Origin of the sequence: Sphingomonas echinoides ATCC 14820, assembly GCF_000241465.1 — a bacterium.
Taxonomy (GTDB): domain Bacteria; phylum Pseudomonadota; class Alphaproteobacteria; order Sphingomonadales; family Sphingomonadaceae; genus Sphingomonas; species Sphingomonas echinoides.
Genome location: NZ_JH584235.1, coordinates 2,780,529 through 2,801,610, shown reverse-complemented (window position 1 = coordinate 2,801,610; position 21,082 = coordinate 2,780,529). Strand labels below are relative to the sequence as shown.

The following is a 21,082-nucleotide window of genomic DNA, read 5'->3' as shown; positions in this document are numbered from 1 at the left end:
TGGCTTACCAGTCGACCTTGGCGCCGAAGCGGACGAAGCGGCCGATAAAGCCCTGGCTTTCCCATGCCACGTTATAGCCGAAGCCCGTGTCATAGGTCTGGCCCGGGTTGAAGTCAGGCTTCACGTCGAACACGTTGAGGACGTTTGCGTAGAAGGTGAAGCGGCTGCCCACCTTGACGCTCGCGCTCATGTCCACATCGATGAAGCGGCGCGCGCGGCACTTGTACGGCGAGCCGTCCGAGTAGGTGTAGACCGATACACCGCCATTGTTGGCGCAATCGCCCGGAACGCCGCCGTAATCGACCGACGCCATGTCATAGCCGCTGGTGTAATAGGCCGTCGCGCTCAACGTACCCTTGCCGTTGAAGTCGAGCGTGTTCTGCCAGCTGCCACGCCACTTCGGTGCACCCGAGCACGACGTGATGTTGCACGGGCTGAGCGATCCGTCGAAGCGCTGGATCGTACCGTTCGGCTGGACCTGCTCGAGATTGATCAGATACGTCGCATCGACGCGGCTGGTGAGGTTGATGCCATGGCCCAGCGGGATCCGTGCCGTACCCGACATGTCGAGCCCCGACGTCGTTTCCGAAGTCGTGTTGATGAAGCTGTACTGGATGAAGCCCAGCTGCGGCAGCGCGGTCGGGAAGTTCGGATCCGCCACGCCCGGCTTCACGGTGATGCCGGGAACATTGACCACGCCGTTATTGGCATAATAGGCCGCAGCCACACCCGAATAATCCGGTGCCCCGATCAGGCCCTTGATCTTGATGTGGTAGTAATCGAGCGTGAAGCTGAGACGACGGGTCGGCTCGAAGACGATGCCCCCGGTAATGCTCGTCGACTTTTCGGGCTTCAAATTGGGATTGCCCGCCGACGTCAGACCGTAGGTGTACGCCTGCGTTGCATAGGTGTCGCCCCCGTGCGCCGCGATATAGGCCGCACCGCCGGCCTGGGTCGGCGAAACCGTCGCCGTGACATAACCGGTCGTCGGCTGGCCATAGGCTTCCTGGAAGCTCGGGATGCGGAAGCCACGCGACCACGTCCCGCGGATCTTCAGCTGCTCGATCGGCTTGAAGATCGCGGTGACCTTCGGCGAGAAGTTGCTTTGGCCCGACGAATAATCGTCATAGCGACCGGCACCGGTAAGCGTGAGCATCTTGAACACCGGCGCTTCGATTTCGAAGAAGGCCGATTTCACGTTGCGGCTACCCGCCGTGCTCACCGAGTTGATGCTGTAATAGCGGTCGGCGGGGTTGACCTCATTCGGGGCGTTCGCGCTCGGATTGTTGACCGATTCGTGACGGTAGGCAACGCCAACCGCCGTCGTCAGATCGCCGCCCGGGAGCGTGAAGAACGCCTTGGACAGCGTGCCCTGGACTTGCCACAGCTTCGAGGTCGACAAGTTGTTGTTGGTCGGCGCGATATAGTCGCGCATCGCCTGCGTGTTGAGGACGGATCGACGAAGTTGAACGAGCCATCGTTGATCACGTTGATCAGACGCTGCGCGTTGAGATAGTTCTTGTTGGTGACCTTCAGATCGACTTCGGAATAGGTCGCATCCGCATTATAGTGCCAGCCTTGGCCGAACGTGCCCTGGATCCCGCCTGCGAAGCGATAGGTCTTGGCATCGGTCAGCGAGATACGCGGCTGATCGTAGCGATAGTTCACCCGCGCCTGCTGGCCCAGCGATGCGAACGGATTGTTCGGATTGAGCGTGCCATTGGCCGCGGTGCAGGCGACGGTCGTGCCGCGCGGGCAGACATAGACCGGCAGGAGAACCGGGCTGAGCGTGAATTGCGTGCCGCCCGCCGCAGTCTGGCCCGCGAAGTTCAGCGGCGAGATGCTGCTGTTGGTCTGCGTTTCGTAGAAATTGCCCATCAAATAGGCCTGCGCCTGGCTGCCGACATTGACGGTCAGATGCGCGGTCGCCCCGAAGCGCTGCTCCTCCGGGATTTCCATCAGATAATCTTTGACGTTGTCCTGCGAGCAGACCAGCGAACCGGTCGGCGTGCCTGCCGCTGCAGCCTGCGCCTGCTGTGCCGCCGTCAAGGTGATCGCGGTCAGGTCGCGGCAACCAGCCGCCGGATTGAGCAACTGGAATTGCGAGCCGGGAACGGCGCTGCCGTTCAGATAAGGCCGCACGACCGGTACGCGCGTCGCACCCAGGCCGCCAAAGGTGCCATCGCCCTGAATGCCGTTGATCGTCTCGTTGGGCAAGCAGGTGCCACCCGCCTTACAGATCGCGCTGTAATTGTTGGTGTTCCACGGATAGCCACGATCGCGGGCGAAGATCGGGTTGTCATGCTGGAATTCGGCATTGACGTAGAAGTTGAAGCCCTGCTCGCTGAGCTTGCCATAACCATAGGTCACGTCCGCGCGCGTTTCGCCACCGTCGCCGCGCTGCGAGATGCCAGCCGACGCGTTGGCGTGAAGTCCAACAATTTGCTTCTTCACGACAACGTTGACGACGCCTGCAACCGCGTCGGCACCATAAGTTGCCGAAGCGCCGTCCTGCAGGACGTCGACCTTCTCGACAATCGCCTGCGGAATGGTGTTGAGATCGACAAAGCTGCGCTGGCCGTCATCCCCGAGCGGATAGATTGCGGAGCGCAGACCGTCGAACACCGTCAGCGTGTTGCCGGTGGTGAGGCCGCGGAGCGAAACCGCTGTCGCGCCGGTGGCGAAACCGAAGCTGTTCCACGCGCGCGTCATCGTGCCGGCACCGTTGGCAGGAATGGTCTGCAGCGCTTCAGCGATGGTGTTCTGGCCGCGATTGGCAAAGTCTTGCGCGGTCAGCGTGTTGATCGGTGCGGCACCGGCGGCGGCGCTGTTGCGGATCAACGAGCCGGTGACGACGATGTCCTGGCCCTGGCTACCCGTGTCGGGCTGCGCTTGCTCGGGTGCCGTCGCGGCCGGGGCGGCGGCGGCTTGCTGGTCCTGCGCAACCGCGGGAACTGCGGTGAGGAGCAGCGCAGTGGATGCGGCCCCCGTCAGCAGCCGTGCCTTGCGCGCGATAAAATCTGTTCCGATCACGTCATTTCCCTTGCTGACCGCACGCATCTACGAAGCATTCGCACCGCGGCGTTGTTTGCAAATCTCGTGACCGAACATGTGCCCGGCCCCCCGAGACATGCGCATGGGATGAAGCGCTCAAGGCACGCTGTAAAGCCAGCCGCGCACGTTCGGTTACGCTTTCATTTCACTCTGTTACATAAAAACAACAACTTCGTTGCGTGCGCGTAGCAATTGAACAAAAAAGGGCGGCCCCTTCACAGAGACCGCCCTTAAGACCGAAGCTATAGCGCAGGTTTTAGAACTTGAAGTTTGCGCCTGCCTGGAAAGTACGGCCGACGATGCCAGCGTTGTGCCACGAGGTCAGATAGTTCGGTTGCGTGGTATAAGCGTTGTTCGCGAAGATCGGCGCGCGTGCGTTGAACGCGTTACCGACGGTGAAGAAGAACTTGAACTTGTCGTTCACGGTAAAGTCGACGTTTACGTCTGTGTAGATGAAGCTGTTGATGTTGCAGAAGGAGGTGCCCCCGCTCGCATCCTTGTAAACAACAGCCGCGCACGACGTATCGCCATTAACCGAGGTCGACTGATCGGCGGCGACCGCCTTCATCCGTCCGACATAATAGGTCGTGGTGGTGAGCGCGACCTGACCCAAGATCAGCGTATTCTGCCAGTTGCCGCGCCAACGCGGCGTGCCACCGCCCGACGACAGATCTTCCGGACCAACCGTGCCGGCATAATGCTGCACCGCGCCACCGGCCGGATGGAGATCGTATTTCATGGTCTCCTGCACGTCGAGGCGGGTCTCGAAATGCAGACCGGACGTGATCGGAACCCGTGCGCTGGCACCGAATTGCAGGCCGGCGATCACCTCGTACGACGCATTCACATAAGGCGCGTTGAGCACCAGGAGACGCGGCAGTGCATTGAGCGAGAACGGATCCGCCGCATCGATCACGTTGCACGAATAACCGGTGCCCACCGCGGCGACCGCAGCGCAGGCCGCCGCAGCAGCGGCAGCGGCCGAGGCGAAGGTCTTCGATTCAACCGAGTAATAAGCGTTGATCGCATCCGACGTCTGTGGACCGGTGACGATCAGATTCGACTTCTTCACGTTGAAATAGTCGGCGGTCAGCGTCAGCCAGCGCACCGGCTCGATGACCGTTCCGACGGTAAAGCTCTTCGACTTTTCCGGCTGGATGTTGGGGTTACCGACATAGCCACGGCCGAGGCTGTAGGCCACGGTGTAAGCGGCGTTGTTGGGATGCGCGGCCTTGAACCCGGCGTCTGGCGTCTGGCCGACGAAGCCCGAATACGAGCTGCGAGGATCCGATTCGGCAAAGGTCGGTGCGCGGAAGCCTTCCGAATAGGAACCGCGCAGCGCGATCTCCTTGATCGGCTGGAACTTCGCCGTCGCCTTTGGCGAGAAACGACCGATCCCGGTCGAATAATGATCGTAGCGACCCGACAGATTGACGTTGAGCACGCTCAGCACGGGCACGTCAAATTCGAAGAAGCCAGCCCAGACCGAGCGTTTGCCATAAGCCTGCGCGGTCGAGAGACCGGGCACGTCGAGGTTCGGGTTGAGGCTGTTATTGGTGAGCGTTTCGCGGCGGAACTGTCCACCAACGGCCAGCTTCGAATCGCCGCCCGGCAAGGTGAACAAGGTGCGGCTGAGCGACGCATCGACGGTCGCTTCGCTGGACTTCGACAGCGCAGTGATCGGCGGCAGAACCGCATCCCGCACCGCCTGCGAGTTCAGGCTCGGATTGACGAAATTGTAAGAGCCCGTGTTGATCGCCTTGATCAGCGCAGCTTCATTCGCCCAACCGTAAACGGTGTAACGCAGATTGTCCTGCGAATAGGCCGCCTGAACGCTCCAGTCCCAGCTATCGCCGAAATGGCCGCTCAGGCCGCCGGAAACGCGATACACTTCGTTGATGCGCTTGCTGCCGGAGTCGACGTCGCCGAACAGATAGTAGATGCGCGCCGCACCTGCGGCGGGATTAGCAGCATAAGCGGCGGCATAGGGGTTGTTCGGGTTCAACTGCCGGTCGGCAGCGGTCGAGCAGTTGATGCCCGACGAGCAGATGTAGACGGGAAGGACGATACCCGGGTTGCTCGTTGCGGTCGAAGGCTGGCCGCCGAACGCCTGGGTTTGGCGGATCGCACGCGGCGGGTTGATGATGTCGACACGGTCGCGCGCATAGCTCCCCGCGAGATATCCCTCGATGTTGTCGCTGATACGGAGGCTCAGGCGCGCAACGGCGTCCATCCGCTCCTGCCGCGGTAGGATCTGGGCATATTCATTGGTGATATCGTGTGCGCAGGCTGTACCGACGCGCGAACTCGTGTTCTCCGAGAACGTGCCGAACGGACAATTTGCGAGCGGCGTCAAGGAAGTGAACAGCGCTGGCGTGGTCGCATTGGCGACCGAGCCCGCAAGCGGATTGTTGAGGTCGGTCTGGGTCACGCGGGTGACGACCGCATTGGGGGTCGCCTGGGTCAGCGTGTCGTCCGCGCGATTGTTGTCCTGGCCGTTGATCCGCCGCAGGTCGAGCGTGTTGAAGGGGAAGCCGCGCGATGCAGCGGTGATGCGGCCGCCAAATTCGTAATCGCCGCCGACATAGACGTTGAAGCCCTGACGGTCGTAATCACCATAGCCAGCGAGCAGATGGGCGCGATACTTCTGCCCGTCGCCCTTTTCGGTCGCGCCGCCCTGGACGCCGCCTTCGATGCCGGTGACGTGCTTGCGCGTGATGATGTTGACCACGCCGCCAATCGCGTCCGCGCCGTAGGTCGACGAGGCACCGTCCTTGAGCACCTGGACCTGCTGCACATTGACCAGCGGGATGCTGTTCAGATCGACATAAGCATTATGGCCATCGTCGTTGAGCGGGAAGTTGGTCGAACGCAGCCCGTCGATCAACACCAGTGTCGAGGAAACGCCGAGGTTGCGCAGCGAGATCGCAGCACCGCCGGCCGAAAAGCCGCTGGTGAAGCCGTTGCCGATCGAGCCAGCGCCATCGGCGGAGATGGAGCGGACTGCATCGGTGATGTTGGTGATGCCGGCGCGCTCAATGTTCTGCGCGGTGACCACGGTGATCGGCAGTGCTGTCTCGGCCGCGCTCCGCCGGAAAATCGACCCGGTAACAACGATATCTTTGTCTTTATCTTCGTCGGCGGCTGCGGCGGTTGGCGCAGCTTGGGCAGGCAACGTCGCCGTCTGCGCAAAGGCTGGACCGGCCGACAGCGCGATCAGCAGCGCGACCGGCGCTGCACTGGAACGAAGGCGCGCAAAAGCGCGAGCTTGCGTGGTCTGCATCAATGAAAAACCCCCAGATGGTGCGCAATGGCGCAGCGTTGTGTCGGCGATCGCGAACCCCCGAGATCACCGCAATGCAGCTAGACTGTAACGATCCCACAGCATTGTAAAGAGGCCGACACGGAACTTTCGCCAAGTGTCGCTGCGGTGCAACACTCTTGCGTTACACGCCCCGCCCGGCCCGCAAACCGCTCATTCGCTGCGCGGCATCGGCCCTGCGACCAGCAGTGGATCGATCTTCGCATCGTGCCATTTCAGGCTCCAGTGCAGATGCGGACCCGTCGCGCGCCCGGTCATGCCCGACAGCGCAACCGGCTGCCCACGGCGCACCCGTTCCCCCACGCGCACGTCGATTCGCGACAAATGCAGGAAGGCGGTGTTGAGCCCCATGCCGTGATCGATCATCAGCAGATTGCCCTCCAGCGTGAAGGGGTGATCCGCCGCGAGGATGACCACGCCATCGGCTGGCGCAAGGATGACCGAGCCCTGCGGCTTGGCGATATCGACACCAGAATGATACGATCCCGCCTCACCATTTTTGTAGATCCGCTGCGATCCGAACAGCGTGGAGATGCGGCCGGTGGTTGGCCACAAAAAGGGCTGCCGCCAGCCCTGCGAGTCCGAGGAAACGCGCCGCGCGGCGTTGATCTGCGCCAGTTCGGCCGGGCGCAACCGATCGAATTCGGGTTGCGGCAAGGGGATCTTGGGCAAGGAATTGAGCCGCGAAATGTCCCAGCCACGCGGCGCGATGGTGAGGGTATCGCGCACCACCCGCCCGTCATCGAGCGTCGCGATCAGGCTGGCGGTGGGCTTGGCGTCGCGATCAAAGGCGATCAGGAAACGCCCGTCAGGCGCGACCGGGATGGTTTCGCCGTTGAAGGACAGCAGACTGGTGTTGGATGGCGCAATACCGATCACCAGCCCGCCCTGGATCAAGTTGCCCGAATAGCTGAAGCTGATCCGCTGCGGTTCGCGCTGCGGCTGCGGGGTGGCCCGGCGCGCGACCGGCGGGGTGCTGACCGGTTGAACGGTCGGGCGTTCGGGCGCGGTCGCACAACTGCCCAAGGCGACCAGGGCCATCGCCGCGACCGCCCCCCATCCTGTTCGCACCAGCCCCCCGCGACGCGTCATTCCGATGCCATCGCCTCGGTCGCGATTTGCGCGCTGGCATAGGCTTCCTGCCGCGCAACGCTCCAATAGCGCAAATCGTCGAGCGCGATCCGCGCGCCGCTCACCGCACACACGACATGATCGCCCGGGGCCAGCACGCGAAAACCGTTCGCCATGAAATGCAGCCGCGCCGGGCGATCGGAATTGGACATCAGCATAAGCGCAGGCTTTTCGAAAATAGGAGTGGATCAGAGCAGCGTCGGCTGCTCGGGCTTGGGCGCACCATAGGCTTTGGTGCCCGCGCGCTCAACCTTGGCGTCAACCTGACCGTCCCGAAAGTGGAGCGTGACGGTGGTGGCGGCGCGCGCCGCGTCGGCCGAGCCGACCACCGCGCCCGAGGGCCGCGCCGAGACGAAGGCGTAGCCGCGGTCGAGAATGGCATTGGGGCCAAGCGATTCGACCAGCCGCCACGTCGCCGCCAGCCGATCGCGCGCGCGCTCCAATTGCCGGTCGAGCGTCGCCAGGCGCAGCGCGCCCGCCGACCGATCGAGCTGGCCGCGCGCCACCACCACGCGGCGTTCCAGCCCGCGATCGAGCCGGGCGCCGAGATCATCCGCTTTCTGCCGCTGCGGCCCAAGCAGCGCGTCGCGGCGCGGCAGCACGCGCACCAATGCGGTGAGCTGCTCGCGTCCGCGATCGGCATAGCGCCGCGCGCATTTCTCGGTGCGGGTGCCGTAGCCCGCCAGCGTCAGGCGCAGATCGGCGAGCACCGGCACCGCCATCTCGGCCGCCGCCGTGGGCGTCGGCGCGCGCAGATCGGCGGCGAAATCGGCGAGCGTGGTGTCGGTTTCGTGGCCGACCGCGGAGATGATCGGGATGCTGCACGCCGCAATCGCGCGCACCACCACTTCCTCGTTGAACGACCACAGATCCTCGATCGAGCCGCCGCCGCGCGCGACGATGACGAGGTCGGGCCGCGTCTCGGGCGACATCGCGTCGAAGCCGCGCACGGCGGCGGCAACTTCCTCGGCCGACCCTACGCCCTGCACCTTGACCGGCCACACCAGCACATGCGTCGGGCAGCGATCCTCGAGCCGGTGGAGGATGTCGCGGATGACGGCGCCGGTCGGCGAAGTGACCACGCCGATCCGGCGCGGCAGGAACGGCAGGCGCTTTTTGGCGGACGCAGCGAACAGCCCCTCGCCTGCCAGCTTTGCCTTCAATTTCTCGAGCAGCGCCATCAGCGCACCCTCGCCTGCCAGCTCCATGCGATCGATCACGATCTGATATTTGGAACGGCCGGGATAAGTGGTGACCTTGCCGGTCGCGATCACCTCGGCCCCATCCTGCGGCGTGAAGCCCAATTGCGCGACATTGCCCTTCCAGATGACGCCATCGATCACGGCGCTATCGTCCTTGAGGCTGAGATAGGCATGGCCCGAGGCGACGCGCTTATAGCCCGAAATCTCGCCGCGCAGCCGGACGAAGCCGAACTCGCTTTCGACGACGCGCTTGAGCTTTCCCGCGAGTTCGCCCACGCTCATCGGGGCGGCGTTGTCCCCTGCGACCGGCTCGTCTAGGAGCGCGCCTACGCCCTCTCGCCGGGCAATCTCTAGAAAAGGGTCCGCCATTGAATGTCCTGTTGATCGGCTCGGGTGGTCGCGAACATGCGCTGGCATGGAAGCTCGCGCAATCACCGCGCCTCGGTACACTGTTCGCCGCACCCGGCAATCCGGGCATTGCAGCGCATGCCGAAATCGCAGGGCTGGACGTGACCGATCATGAAGCCGTCATCGCCTTTGCGCGAGAGCATGCGGTCGAACTGGTGGTGATCGGCCCCGAGGCGCCGCTGGTCGACGGGCTCGGCGATAGTCTCCGCGCCGCCGGGATCGCGGTGTTCGGGCCGAACCAGGCCGCAGCCCAACTGGAAGGATCGAAGGCCTTTACCAAGGCGCTGTGCGACCGCGCTGACATCCCGACCGCGGGCTATGTCCATGCGACGAGCCGCGCCGAGGCGCGCTTTGCGCTCGATCGCTTCGGCGTGCCGGTGGTGGTCAAGGCCGATGGCCTCGCCGCCGGCAAGGGCGTGACCGTGGCGACCACGCGCGAGGAGGCGGAAGGCGCGCTGGCCGATCTGTTCGGCGCGCGCGGCGGGGAAGCGGTGATCGAGGAGTTTCTCGAGGGCGAGGAAGCCAGCCTGTTCGTGCTGACCGACGGCACCGATATTCTCTCCTTCGGCTCAGCGCAGGACCACAAGCGCGTCGGCGAGGGCGACACCGGCCCCAATACCGGCGGCATGGGCGCGTACAGCCCGGCGCGTGTGCTGACGCCTAAGCTCGAACAGCGCGCGATCGACGAGATCGTCCGCCCGACCGTGGCGGCGCTGGCGGAGGCCGGCACGCCGTTTTCGGGGGTGCTCTATGCGGGGCTGATGCTGACCGCCGATGGCCCCAAGCTGATCGAATATAATGCCCGCTTCGGCGACCCCGAATGCCAGGTGCTGATGGCGCGGCTCGACGAGGATCTGCTCGAGCTGCTGCTCGCGGTGGCCAATGGCACGCTGGGGCAGCGCGGGCCCGCCAAATGGGTCGCACAGACCGCGCTGACGGTGGTGCTCGCCGCCAATGGCTATCCCGGCACGCCCGAAAGCGGCGGGCGAATCGATGGTATCGCCGACGCAGAAGCGACCGGTGCAACCGTGTTCCAGGCGGGGACGCGGCTGCAGGACGGGCAGATCGTCGCCAGCGGCGGGCGCGTGCTGGCGGTCACTGCACTGGGGGCCGACATTGCCGAAGCGCAGGCCGCCGCTTACCGCGCGGTCGATGCGATCGCCTTCCCCAGCGGCTTTCACCGGCGCGACATTGGCTGGCGCGAGATTGCGCGCGACGCGGGCTGATCACGTCCGCTACCCTCACCACGACACAGGAGACCCCGATGGCTAGTGGCCCGCAAAACCCCAACCAAGCAATTGACATCATGGGACCGATCACCACCGCGCATATCGTGCTGATGGCGGCGCTGGCGATTGCGGCACTGTTGGCGATCTGGTGGGGAACAGTGCTGCGCCGCCGCCGGGCAGAGGCGGAAAGCCAAGTCGACGAGGATTTCGCAATTGCCGAGGAACATGGCGCAACCACACCCGCCACTGTGCAAGGCATGGACGAAACGCCGCTGGCGGATCTCCGGTCGCAGCCCGAGGACGTCGCGCCGCCGGTGCCCGTACCGACGCCAACGCCAGCACCTGAGCCAGGCTCCGCAGCCCCACCGGTTGCCACCAACCTCACCCAGATCAAGGGGCTCGGTCCGAAACTGGCGGCCACGCTTGGCGAGCACGGCATCACCCGCATCGAGCAGATTGCGGCGCTCAGCCCAGCCGACGCCGCCGAGCTCGACGCAAAGCTCGGCAGCTTCAAGGGACGGATGACGCGCGACCGCTGGGTCGAGCAGGCCAAACTGCTCAGCGCCGACGACCGCGCAGGCTATGAGGCGGCCTTCGGGAAATTGGGCGGCTGAGCCGGAGCGCACCGCCCGGCGCTCACGATCGCACGAACAAATTCCGTAGCCACACCGCGCCGTCGCGCCCCGCCGTGCGCCAATCGGCATCGTCCGCCACCTCGTCCAGCCGATAGCCGGTCGGATCGAACAGTTTGACTCGCGCCCCCTTGAACTTGGCGGGCGTGCGGGTCACCAGTGTCAGCCCATGTTCCAGCGCGGTCGCCGCCAGCACGGCGTCGCGCATATCGGCCAACGCGACCTGAGCGCGACGCCGCGCAACCGCAGTGTCGAGCGGCAGGATGTTACCATCAAACGCCGGGATCACGCGCTCGTCGATCCAACTGCGCAGCGCAGCGCCCGCCGCCTTGTCGCGTCGCACCGCCTGCGTCGCTGCCGCGTCCAGTTCGAGCACGCTGAGCGCGGATAGGAACAAGCGCTCACGCGCAACCCCGCCAGCCCACAGCACAAGGCCCTGCTCTGCGTCCGGGCTTCGCGCACGGCGAAGATCGAACACGATCGCTGTATCCAGCAGGAACATTATGGCCGCTCTCGCATGACCCAGGGTTCCGGCGGTGGCAGATCGCCCTCAGGTCCACCGGGGATAGCAAGCAAATCGACAATCGTATCGCGCTGCCCGCTCATCTGACGATAGGCCTGAATGCTCATCAGCACATGCGTCGGCCGTCCGCGGTCGGTGATAAACACCGGTTCCGCGCGTGCCAGCCGCTTGGCGGCACTGACATCCTGGTTGAACTCGCGGCTGCCAATGACTTTCATATGTGCCTATGTTGCTATTTGGATTGCGCTATCATGTAGCGATGTTACTACAATGTTGAGCCTGCGCAACACCGGACGCGCCGCCAACGAAAAAGCGCGCTCGCTACTACCAATGGTGTTGCACACCTCGGAATAATGGCGCTTTTCTAACGATCGCGATGGCGGGGACGCAGCTGCGCGAGACGATTGGGGAGGGTGCATGTTTGAACTGTTGACCAGCGCGTGGCACGCGCTGACCGGGGTGTTAGGTCCGCACGGTCCGGCGGTGAATGCCGCGAAAAGCTATGTCCCCGGCGACTTCAGCATTCACTTCTTTCTGCAGCTTGCCGTCATTATCCTCACCTGTCGTGTGGTCGGATGGCTGGGCAAAAAGCTGCTGCGTCAGCCACAGGTCGTCGGCGAAATGATCGCGGGTGTCCTGCTCGGACCGTCGCTGTTCGGATTGCTGCTGCCCGATCTGCAACTCGCCATCTTCCCCAAGGAAACGCGCAACGTGCTGTATGTCGGCGCGCAACTGGGTGTTGGCCTGTACATGTTCATCGTCGGGCTGACGCTCAACCTCGACCATTTCAAATCCAAGGCGCGCAGCGCGGCGATGGTGTCGGCGGCGGGGATTGCGGCACCGTTCCTGTTCGCGGTGCTGATCACGCCGTTCCTGTTGACCGTGCCCGGCCTGTTCTCGCCCGGCATCGACCGGGCGAGCGCAACGCTGTTCATGGGCGCGTGCATCGCGCTGACCGCGTTTCCGATGCTGGCGCGGATCATCAATGAGCGCGGGCTGGCCAATTCGGCGCTGGGAACGCTGTCGCTGACGGCCGGCGCGTTCGACGATGCCGCATCGTGGTGCGTGTTGGCGATCGTGCTGGCGACCTTTGGCGCGGGGGCCGGGGTGGCGGTGCTCGCGATCGGGGGTGCCATCCTCTATACCGGCTTCATGCTGCTGTTCGGGCGGCGCTTGCTCGCCCCGCTCGGTCGCATCGTCGAACGCGAGGGCGCGATGAGCAGCGAGATGCTGGCGACCGCCATGCTGCTCTTCTGCCTGTCCGCCTTCTTGATGGACGCCATCGGGATTCATGCCATTTTCGGCGGCTTCCTGATGGGCGTGTGTATGCCGCGCGGGGTTTTCGTCGAGGAACTGAAGCGCAAGGTGGAACCGCTTGCGGTGGTGCTGCTGCTGCCGATGTTCTTCACCTATTCGGGGCTCAACACGCGCCTGGATATGGTCAATTCCGCCGCGCTGCTGCTGATCGCGCTGGGCATCCTGATCGTGTCGATCCTCGCCAAATTCGGTGCCTGCTACGCCGCCGCGCGCCTGTCGGGGGAGGACAATCGCACCGCGCTCGGCATCGGGGCGTTGATGAACTCGCGCGGGCTGATGGAGTTGATCATCATCAATATCGGCCTGCAAAAGGGCATTATCGGGCCGACGCTATTCTCGATGCTGGTGCTGATGGCGATCGTCACGACCGTGATGGCGACGCCGTTGTTCGAGGCGGTCTATGGCCGCAAGGCGCGCGCGCGCGGCGAACTGGGCGCACTCGACGCGCCACTCGCAACGATCTGATCCGACATCCCGCTGCCAAGCATGGCGGCGGATCGACTGGAGCCTTTAGCGGAGCGTCCGTCCGGCGTTGATGTCGTGCAACAACGCACGGTTGGTCGGCAAATCGGCAACGGCGCGCTCGCCAAAGCGGCGGATGCGCGCGAACATCGTTTCCGCCGCCGCCGCGTCCGGAAAATCGCCCCTACCCGCCACGAGATCGGTCGGGAAATCCATGCCGTAGAGGATGTACTGATAGTTGAAATAGGCGAAGCTTTCGACATCGATCAGGAAATCGAAACGGTTGGGCGGGCGGTACCGCCATTGGTCCAGCAGATCGCGCAGCGCTTCGGGGATCGAATCCGGCGCGGCATTGTCGCGCCAGAACGGCTCCTCGCGTCGGCTGAGACAATAATGCAGCTTCAGGAAGGTGATGATCCGGTCATAGCGCGCCGCCATCAGCGTGTTGAAGCGCCGCGCGGGCGCATCGATCGGCCCGGTATGGGGGAACAGTTCGGCAATCATCGCCACCGCTGCCTCGACCAGCACCACGCCGGTCGATTCGAGCGGCTCCAGAAAGCCGCCCGACAGGCCTACCGCGACACAGTTCCCGATCCATTGCTGTGTGCGATAGCCGGATTCGAACGGAATGGTGCGCGCGGTAAAGCGATCGTGCCCGATATAGCGCTGCAGCACCTCCGCCGCGCGATCGTCGGTCATATGGGCCGAGGAATAGACGCACCCGATGCCGCGCGCGCCCTCCAGCGCGATGTCCCACGTCCAGCCCGCCGCATGTGCGGTCGCGATCGTGAAACTCTCGATCGGCGCATCGGCACGATCATAACCGATCTTGCAGGCCAGCGCGCGGTCGGTGAACAAGTGATCCTGCGCCGACTTGAACGGCGCGCCCAGCGCCTTGCCGATCAACTCGGCGCGAAAGCCCGAACAATCGATATAGAGATCGGCCTGCAGCGCGCCATGCTCGCGCGTGGCGATATGGGCGATGCTGCCATCCTCGGCCAGCGCGACATCGGTGAGCAACCCTTTGAGGTGCCGCACCCCCAGTTCGACCGCGCGCTGCTCGATGATCTCGACGAATTTTGCCGCATCGAAATGATAGGCATAGTTGAGCGGCCCGGAAAACGCGCCTTCCTCGGCCCGCTTGGGCGCGCGGCCGCTTTCGGCGACGCGATTCTGGATCGTCACGGCTTCGGCAAAGGGCGCGCGGGTCGCGGCATCCTGCAGCAGCCAATAAGGTACCAGGCTGGTGCGCTCGGTCTGGAACGGCGCTTCGAACGGATGCAGGTAGCGGTGCCGCCGCCCGTCGGCGGTCGGCGCGTGCAACCAATCGTCGAAGCGGATTCCCTGTTTGAAGGTGCCAGACGTCTCGCGCAGGAAACGGGCCTCGTCTATGCCCAGGAATTGCAGCGTCGCGCGAATCGTCGGAAACGCGCCTTCACCGACCCCGATGATCCCGATATCGGGCGATTCCAGCAGCGTGATCTCGATCCGCCCGTCGAAGAAGCGCGCGAGATAAGCCGCAGCAAGGCACCCGGCCGTGCCACCTCCCACGACCAGGATCTTTCGCTTGGCGGGCATTTTCTTTCGCTAGCGCATCGCGGGGCCAGCGGGAACACCAAACCGGCGGCTGGACGGACTGGATCGGTCGAGTGCCCTGCGTCGCCGACTGAGCCGACCGACTTAGCCTTCGATTTGGAGGGGCGTTTCACCGGCCGAGCTGCAAACGCACAACAGCCCCATCTCTTTCGAGATGGGGCTGTTGTGATAGCGTTGGTTGCGGTGACCCGCTTTCATCTTAACTGGCGAGCGCCGGTCAATTGCGGGCAAGTGGTCAACTTTGTGGCGGACAAAGCGAGCTATAGTGCACTTTTCCGAGCGGCCGCATGAAGGCGCTACCGCCTGATGATTATAGCAGAGGTGATGTCCCCGACTTCGTCGATGTACAATAGTGGAGGTGTTGAACACCACTGAAGGAGGCGTCGATGGCAGAGGTTACTGAGGCGGTTCCGCCTTCTTGGACAGGTTTGCGGCTGAGTTAAGTTACGCCGGGTTGCCGTTCATGCCGCCATTTTGGTCATCAGATGCTGGGGGACATGCCCCGCAGTATCTGATTGCCCGATCCACCGATTGGCCTCCACCGGGGTTCGCCGACCCAGAAGCTTGCAATTCTCCGAAAAAACCGGTCGCGTTTCCCCGCTCCTTTCACATTGCGGCGCTGTCGCGCCAGTACGCGGATCGTCGATCGCTCAAATTAAAACTTCCCAACCTTCGTCCTCAATGCATCACGCGTCGCTCACCTGTAACCTTGCGGCAGCATCAGTCCCCGGCGGCAGGACCCAATAGGGACGCCCACCGACGATAGTGCAATGAAACCCCGGGGGACTTTTCGTCATGAAAATTCGATCGATGGCGCTTGTCTCGACGATGCTCGCTTGCTCTGCGACGTCGGGCGCGCTGGCCGCAGAGCGCGCCAAAAGCTCCGACGCGGCATCTGCTCAGCAGGACATCGTCGTCACCGCGCCGCGCGCACAGGACAAGGCACGGGAGAAGCAGCAGAGTGCGCCCAACATTGTCAACGTCCAGTCCGCCGAAGCGATCGACAAATATCCCGATTTCAACGCGGCCGAATCGTTGAGCCGCATTCCTGGCATTTCGCTGTCGAGCGACACCGGCGAGGGCCGCTTCGTCAACATCCGGGGCATCGACGGAAACCTGAACGGTGCCACGTACGGCGGCGTCGTGCTGCTCAACACCAATCCCGGCGGCACAGTATTTGGCAGCGGTCGCGCGGTTGAGTTCGACACCATCCCGACGGGCGCGATCGACGGCATCATCGTCACAAAGACCGGCCTGCCAAATCACGATGCCGAAGGGCTTGGCGGCTCGATCGAACTGACCCCGCGTTCCGCCGCGCGACTGACCAAGCCGTTCGTCGATGGCGCGGTCGGTTATGGATATGAGCCCGCGCACGATCATGGTGGCCCGCTCAATCTCGACCTCGCGGTCGGCGGACGCTTCGGGGGCGGGAGCAAGCCCTTCTCCTTCGTGGTGACGGGGTCTTATCGTGAAGATCGTCGGGGTTTCGACGATATCGAGGCCGATTATGTCGACGATTCGGGCCTGACTGCCGCCTCGGGCACGCCCTTCACGGCGTTGCAGATCGACAAGGCGTTGTCCGATATCCAGTTGCGCCGGTACAATTATAACCGCCGACGGTTCGGCTATGGCGGGGAATTTGCTTACACCCCCAATGATGATCACCAATATTATATCCGCGCCGCGATCGCCGGCTACACCGAGTCGGTACTCAAGAACCGCTTGACCTATGACAAGCTGGACGGCTCGGCGCTGCGGGTCGATCCGGCCAATCCGGCGGGTTATGCGACCACCACCGCGCTCACCATAAAGAGCACCGACGAAGAGGAAACACATCGCAATCAGGTGTTCGTGGTCGGCGGGCGCGATACTTTTGGCGATCTGACACTCGATTATCACGGGGCCTATTCACGCGCTACGTTCAAGGTTGGGCGCAACTTCGGTGCCACCTATACCGGGCCGAAAAATGTTCCCTTTACCTATGATAACATCACCAACGCCGAATTTCCGGCGCTGGCGGTTACCAATGGCACCAATGTCAACGATCCGTCGCTCTACAAGCTAACCAAGCTGAGCAACGCGCAGGAACGGGCGGTCGACAAGGAATGGTCGGGAGCGATCAACGCCACGCTCACCACCAACTGGATCGGCAATGGCGATCACTTGACGTTTGGCGGACAAGTGCGGTTGCGCGACAAAATCGATACGCCGGCGGCGCAATCTTTCAAGCTGCCCACCTCGGGGTTGCCCCTGCTCGGCAGCGCCATCACCACTTTTTATGACAATCGCTATACCAATGGTCCGCAGGTCGACCCTGCGGCAATCCAGGCGACCGCTGGCCAATCGACCACGACCGGCTTTGCCGACAATCTGACCGGCTTCTTCGCGGCGGAGGAAAATATCTATGCCGGCTATGCGATGTATACGACCACGCTCGGTAAATTCGGTGCCTTGGCCGGGGTCCGGGTAGAGAATACCCAAGCGACCTACAGTTCGTATGCATTTGACCAGAACGCCGTCAACCTTGGCCTGCGGGTGCGCAATCGCACGTATACCAACGTGTTTCCCACGGTGCAGCTGCGCTATGATTTTACGCCGCACTTTGTTGTCCGATCGACCTATTCGACCGGCATCGGTCGCCCCGGTTTTTCGCAAGTGGCCAAGCCGATCACGATCGATCGGGACAATAATATCTTGACGACCGGCAACCCCGATCTGCAGCCGACTACCGGGAACAGCTTCGACCTATCGCTCGAATATTATCTGCCGCACAGCGGCATTCTATCACTCGGGTTCTTCGACAAGGAATTCGACAATTATGTCGTCTCCCGCACCCGGAACGGCACCGACACCGTCAACTTCCCGGGTGTCTCGGTGGTCAAGTTCGTGACCTATCAGAATGTACCCTCCGCTTATGCGCGCGGTATTGAGGCGGCCTACGACCAGCGCTTCGCCTTTCTGCCCACGCCATTCGACGGCTTCGGTGTTGGTGCGAACGTCACCTATGTCGACAGCCAGATCGAGCTACGGACCGGGGAGAAACGCCCGCTACCGGCCACATCCAAGTGGACATGGAACGTGGCCGCCTATTACGAGGCGCACGGCGTGCAAGTGCGGCTCGCCGCGCAATATGTCGGCTCAAACCTGTTCGGTATTGGCGACACCGCCGCGGGTGACGTGTTCCAGAGCCCGCGCACGACGTTAGACCTGACCAGCTCGCTGGAGATCCTCAAAGGTATCCGACTGTATTTTAACGTAAAGAATCTGACCAACGCGCCATTGCGTATTTATGAGCGGGACTCCAGCCGTCCGATCCAACGCGAATTCTACGATGAAACCTATGAAGGCGGCGTCAAGTTCAAGCTTTGACCGTGACGAATGAGGAGTGTGCCATGACCGAATTCGCAATCGACCGCCGCACCGCGATGGCCGGGATGGCTGCGGCGGCAGCGCTTCCCATAGTGCCGCTGACCGCCAAAACGCGCCCGGGAAGTTTCCTGGTGGTCGGCGATTGGGGTCGGGATGGTGCCCAGCACCAGCGCGACGTTGCAGTACAGATGGGCAAGACCGCCACCACCTTGGGTAGCCGCTTCGTGGTGTCTGTCGGCGACAATTTTTACGAAAACGGCGTCCAGTCGGCCGACGATCCGCAGTGGCAGAGTTCGTTCGAGAAGGTTTACACCGATCCGGCGCTACAGGTGCCGTGGTACGTTGCGCTCGGCAATCACGATTATCGCGGCAACCCGCAGGCTCAGGTCGATTACGCTGCCACCAGCAAGCGCTGGCGCATGCCGCGCCGATATTACAAGGTACCAGGCGCAGCGCTGGAGATGCCGCAGATCGACCTGTTCGTCATCGATACGTCCCCGACGGTCCACCAATATCGCGACAAGGTGGAAAGCGTGATCGCGCACAATGTTGCATCGCAGGACGTGGCGGCGCAACTGGCCTGGCTTGACCAGGGGCTTGCGGCGTCGACTGCACGCTGGAAAGTAGTCGCGGGGCACCACACGATCCGCTCCGGCGGCAGCGGACATGGCGAGACCCGCGAGATGGTCGAGATGGTGATGCCGATCCTGAAACGGCGCGGCGTGGCGGCCTATCTGTTCGGTCATGATCACGACCTGCAGCATATTGAGCGGGACGGGCTGCATTATGTTGGCTGCGGTGCGGGATCCGAGGTGCGCCCGGTATCGGCGGTGGCGGGCACAAAGTTTTGTCAGGCGCGATCGGGTTTCGCCGCCGTCAGCGTTGGCGAGAATGCACTGTCCTTCGAGTTCCGCGATTTCGGGGGCACAGTGCTCTATCAGTCCATCCTGCGCGCCTGAAACGTCTCGGGGCGAACACACCGGGCGTGAGGCGGGCTTCTGAGCGTTCGACCACCACGCCTTCGTGATTTTCGATGGAGGTAGCAAGCTTCTGCCTCCGCGCTCTTACCCTCAGAAAGAGTGGCCTGAGCTGCGGCTGGTTCGATGGACACAAGGTTACGCTATCTGCGCCTGCCGCTCGAAGTTGGACACTTCGAAACCATCAGCACAGCGTCGAACTGAACCGCGCCGGGTCTGCCGGAGGCATTGGGTTGTGAGTCACGCTGCCATATCGATGTTGTCTGCGGCAGCATAATATTGTTCTTCGGCTTCGGCAGGCGGGATGTTGCCGATGGGCTCGAGCAGCCGACGATGGTTGAACCAGTCCACCCATTCGAGCGTGGCGTACTCGACGGCTTCGAAGGTACGCCACGGCCCGCGCCTGTAGATCACCTCGGCCTTGTAAAGGCCGTTGATGGTCTCGGCCAAAGCGTTGTCGTAGCTGTCGCCGATGCTGCCGACTGACGGCTCGATCCCGGCTTCGGCGAGGCGCTCGGTGTACTTGATGGACAAATATTGCGACCCGCGGTCGCTATGATGGATGAGGCCGCCCCGATGGGCCAGCCGTCGACCGTGAAGCGCCTGTTCCAGGGCGTCGAGGACGAAGCCGGCATGCGCCGTCCTGCTGGCGCGCCAGCCGACGATCCGCCTGGCGTAGGTATCGATGACAAAGGCGACGTAGACGAACCCGGCCCAGGTCGCGACATAGGTGAAGTCCGACATCCACAGCATGTTCGGTGCTGGCGCGTAGAATCTTCGATTGACGTGATCGAGCGGACACGGCGCCGCTTTGTCGCTGACGGTGGTGCGCACCGGCTTGCCCCGGATCACCCCTGCCAAGCCCATCTCGCGCATCAGCCGAGCGACCGTACAGCGGGCAACCGGAAAGCCTTCCCGCATAATCTGCCGCCAGACCTTGCGCACGCCGTAGACGGCGAAGTTCTCGGCGAATACGCGTGCAACCTCTGGCTTCAGGGCGACATCCTGCTGCGCCCGCGCCGACAGGCGTGTCGGATCCCGCCGCTGCGCGGCGCGTTCGAAATACGTCGATGGGGCGATCGGCAGAACGCGGCAGATCGGCTCGACCCCATAGGCATCGCGGTGATCATCGATAAACGCGATCATCACCGGAACGGGCGGTCGAGCTCCGCCTGGGCAAAATATGCGGACGCCTTAAGCAGAATCTCGTTGGCCTGTCGCAGCTCACGGACCTCGCGCTCGAGCGCCTTCATCTTGTCGGCAACCTCGGTCGGGACACCGGCACGCTTGCCGCTGTTGACCTCAGCCTTCTTCACCCACTCATGCAGCGTCTGCGGAACGCAGCCGATCTTCTCCGCGATCGACACCACCGCTGCCCATCGCGAGGGATGATCCCGCTCGTGCTCGAAAACCATCCGTACCGCGCGTTCGCGAACTTCCGGCGCAAACTTGTTCGTCGTCTTGCTCATACAGACTCCACCTTCTCAGGAGTTGGAGCCTCCGGCAAACCCGGCGCGGTTCAATCCCATTTATAGGTTCACGGCCTAGATGCGCGTCAGAAATCGCTGAAAGACTTTCTAGCAGAGGCCAATGAGCCCCCGGCCCTGCTTCATCCTGAAATGGCCGGTTACTATCGCCGCCAGGTTGCATCGCTGCACGGGTTGCTCGAGCGGGGACCAGAGATCGAACGCATGAAGGCAACGGAAATTCTGCGATCGCTGATCTCGGCGATCGTACTGACGCCGGACGACACGGGGCTGGCGATCGACGTGCAGGGCGATCTGGCCGGGATCCTCGCGATTGCGACTGCCGAGAACGCAAAAAACCCCGGCGTTTTCACGTCGGGGATATCGCAATTGT

General features: G+C 63.1%; 15 protein-coding genes and 1 other annotated feature. Of the genes, 5 read left to right on the top strand and 10 right to left on the bottom strand.

Translation table 11 applies throughout. From position 1 onward, the window contains the following. Window positions 1-4: 4 nt before the first annotated feature. The 6 genes from ON00_RS19900 to xseA form a co-directional block, all read right to left on the bottom strand. The gene (locus ON00_RS19900; RefSeq protein ID WP_050810919.1) at window positions 5-1,435 is read right to left on the bottom strand and encodes a TonB-dependent receptor plug domain-containing protein; all 1,431 of its coding nucleotides are present in this window, start codon (window positions 1,433-1,435) and stop codon (window positions 5-7) included. Further along, window positions 1,327-3,033 carry a TonB-dependent receptor gene (locus tag ON00_RS19895; protein ID WP_169313334.1) on the bottom strand — a complete coding sequence of 569 codons (1,707 nt, stop codon included), beginning with the start codon at window positions 3,031-3,033 and terminating at the stop codon, window positions 1,327-1,329. Before ON00_RS19895 ends, ON00_RS19900 begins: the two co-directional genes overlap by 109 nt. Before the next feature lie 277 nt (window positions 3,034-3,310). After that, window positions 3,311-6,337 (bottom strand): TonB-dependent receptor plug domain-containing protein, encoded by a 3,027-nt coding sequence (locus tag ON00_RS13145; RefSeq protein ID WP_010406458.1) that lies wholly within the window; start codon window positions 6,335-6,337, stop codon window positions 3,311-3,313. A gap of 192 nt (window positions 6,338-6,529) precedes the next feature. Next, complete coding sequence (locus ON00_RS13140; protein ID WP_245535575.1) at window positions 6,530-7,468, bottom strand: M23 family metallopeptidase; 939 nt, start codon at window positions 7,466-7,468, stop codon at window positions 6,530-6,532. Beyond that, window positions 7,465-7,665 (bottom strand): DUF2093 domain-containing protein, encoded by a 201-nt coding sequence (locus tag ON00_RS13135; RefSeq protein WP_010406456.1) that lies wholly within the window; start codon window positions 7,663-7,665, stop codon window positions 7,465-7,467. Before ON00_RS13135 ends, ON00_RS13140 begins: the two co-directional genes overlap by 4 nt. Window positions 7,666-7,695: 30 nt before the next feature. Beyond that, window positions 7,696-9,078: an exodeoxyribonuclease VII large subunit gene (xseA, locus tag ON00_RS13130; protein WP_029622841.1), complete on the bottom strand. Its 1,383-nt coding sequence runs from the start codon at window positions 9,076-9,078 to the stop codon at window positions 7,696-7,698. Here xseA and purD point away from each other — a divergent pair. Next, entirely contained in the window at window positions 9,078-10,343 is a 1,266-nt protein-coding gene (gene purD, locus ON00_RS13125) for a phosphoribosylamine--glycine ligase (protein ID WP_010406453.1), read from the top strand. The genes xseA and purD overlap by 1 nt on opposite strands. Window positions 10,344-10,381: 38 nt before the next feature. After that, on the top strand, window positions 10,382-10,960 hold the full coding sequence (locus ON00_RS13120) for a helix-hairpin-helix domain-containing protein (RefSeq protein WP_029622840.1): 579 nt from the start codon (window positions 10,382-10,384) through the stop codon (window positions 10,958-10,960). Window positions 10,961-10,982: 22 nt separating this feature from the next. Here ON00_RS13120 and ON00_RS13115 read toward each other — a convergent pair whose 3' ends face one another. Together ON00_RS13115 and ON00_RS13110 are read right to left on the bottom strand one after the other, a co-directional pair. Further along, entirely contained in the window at window positions 10,983-11,480 is a 498-nt protein-coding gene (locus ON00_RS13115) for a PIN domain-containing protein (protein ID WP_010406448.1), read from the bottom strand. Beyond that, window positions 11,480-11,719, bottom strand: coding sequence for a type II toxin-antitoxin system Phd/YefM family antitoxin (locus ON00_RS13110; RefSeq protein WP_010406446.1), 240 nt, complete (start codon window positions 11,717-11,719; stop codon window positions 11,480-11,482). The genes ON00_RS13115 and ON00_RS13110 overlap by 1 nt, the downstream gene beginning before the upstream one ends. A gap of 199 nt (window positions 11,720-11,918) precedes the next feature. Between ON00_RS13110 and ON00_RS13105 the strand changes: the two genes are divergently transcribed. Beyond that, window positions 11,919-13,283, top strand: coding sequence for a cation:proton antiporter (locus tag ON00_RS13105; RefSeq protein WP_010406445.1), 1,365 nt, complete (start codon window positions 11,919-11,921; stop codon window positions 13,281-13,283). A 45-nt stretch (window positions 13,284-13,328) separates the two neighbouring features. Here ON00_RS13105 and ON00_RS13100 read toward each other — a convergent pair whose 3' ends face one another. Beyond that, the gene (locus ON00_RS13100) at window positions 13,329-14,858 is read right to left on the bottom strand and encodes a tryptophan halogenase family protein (protein ID WP_010406443.1); all 1,530 of its coding nucleotides are present in this window, start codon (window positions 14,856-14,858) and stop codon (window positions 13,329-13,331) included. An 813-nt stretch (window positions 14,859-15,671) separates the two neighbouring features. Here ON00_RS13100 and ON00_RS13095 point away from each other — a divergent pair. Further along, window positions 15,672-18,245, top strand: coding sequence for a TonB-dependent receptor (locus ON00_RS13095; RefSeq protein ID WP_029622839.1), 2,574 nt, complete (start codon window positions 15,672-15,674; stop codon window positions 18,243-18,245). A 23-nt stretch (window positions 18,246-18,268) separates the two neighbouring features. Then, window positions 18,269-19,204 (top strand): purple acid phosphatase family protein, encoded by a 936-nt coding sequence (locus ON00_RS13090; protein ID WP_010406436.1) that lies wholly within the window; start codon window positions 18,269-18,271, stop codon window positions 19,202-19,204. Between the two features lie 258 nt (window positions 19,205-19,462). Here the strand turns inward: ON00_RS13090 and ON00_RS13085 are convergent. Beyond that, window positions 19,463-20,691, bottom strand: a protein-coding gene (locus tag ON00_RS13085; RefSeq protein WP_086010571.1) for an IS3 family transposase whose coding sequence is annotated in 2 segments (ribosomal slippage) — window positions 19,463-20,403 and window positions 20,403-20,691 — 1,230 coding nt in all. Because the reading frame shifts where the segments join, the coding sequence is not laid out codon by codon here. Further along, window positions 20,294-20,410, bottom strand: a sequence feature (AL1L pseudoknot). Its footprint overlaps the gene before it by 117 nt. Window positions 20,692-21,082: the final 391 nt, after the last annotated feature.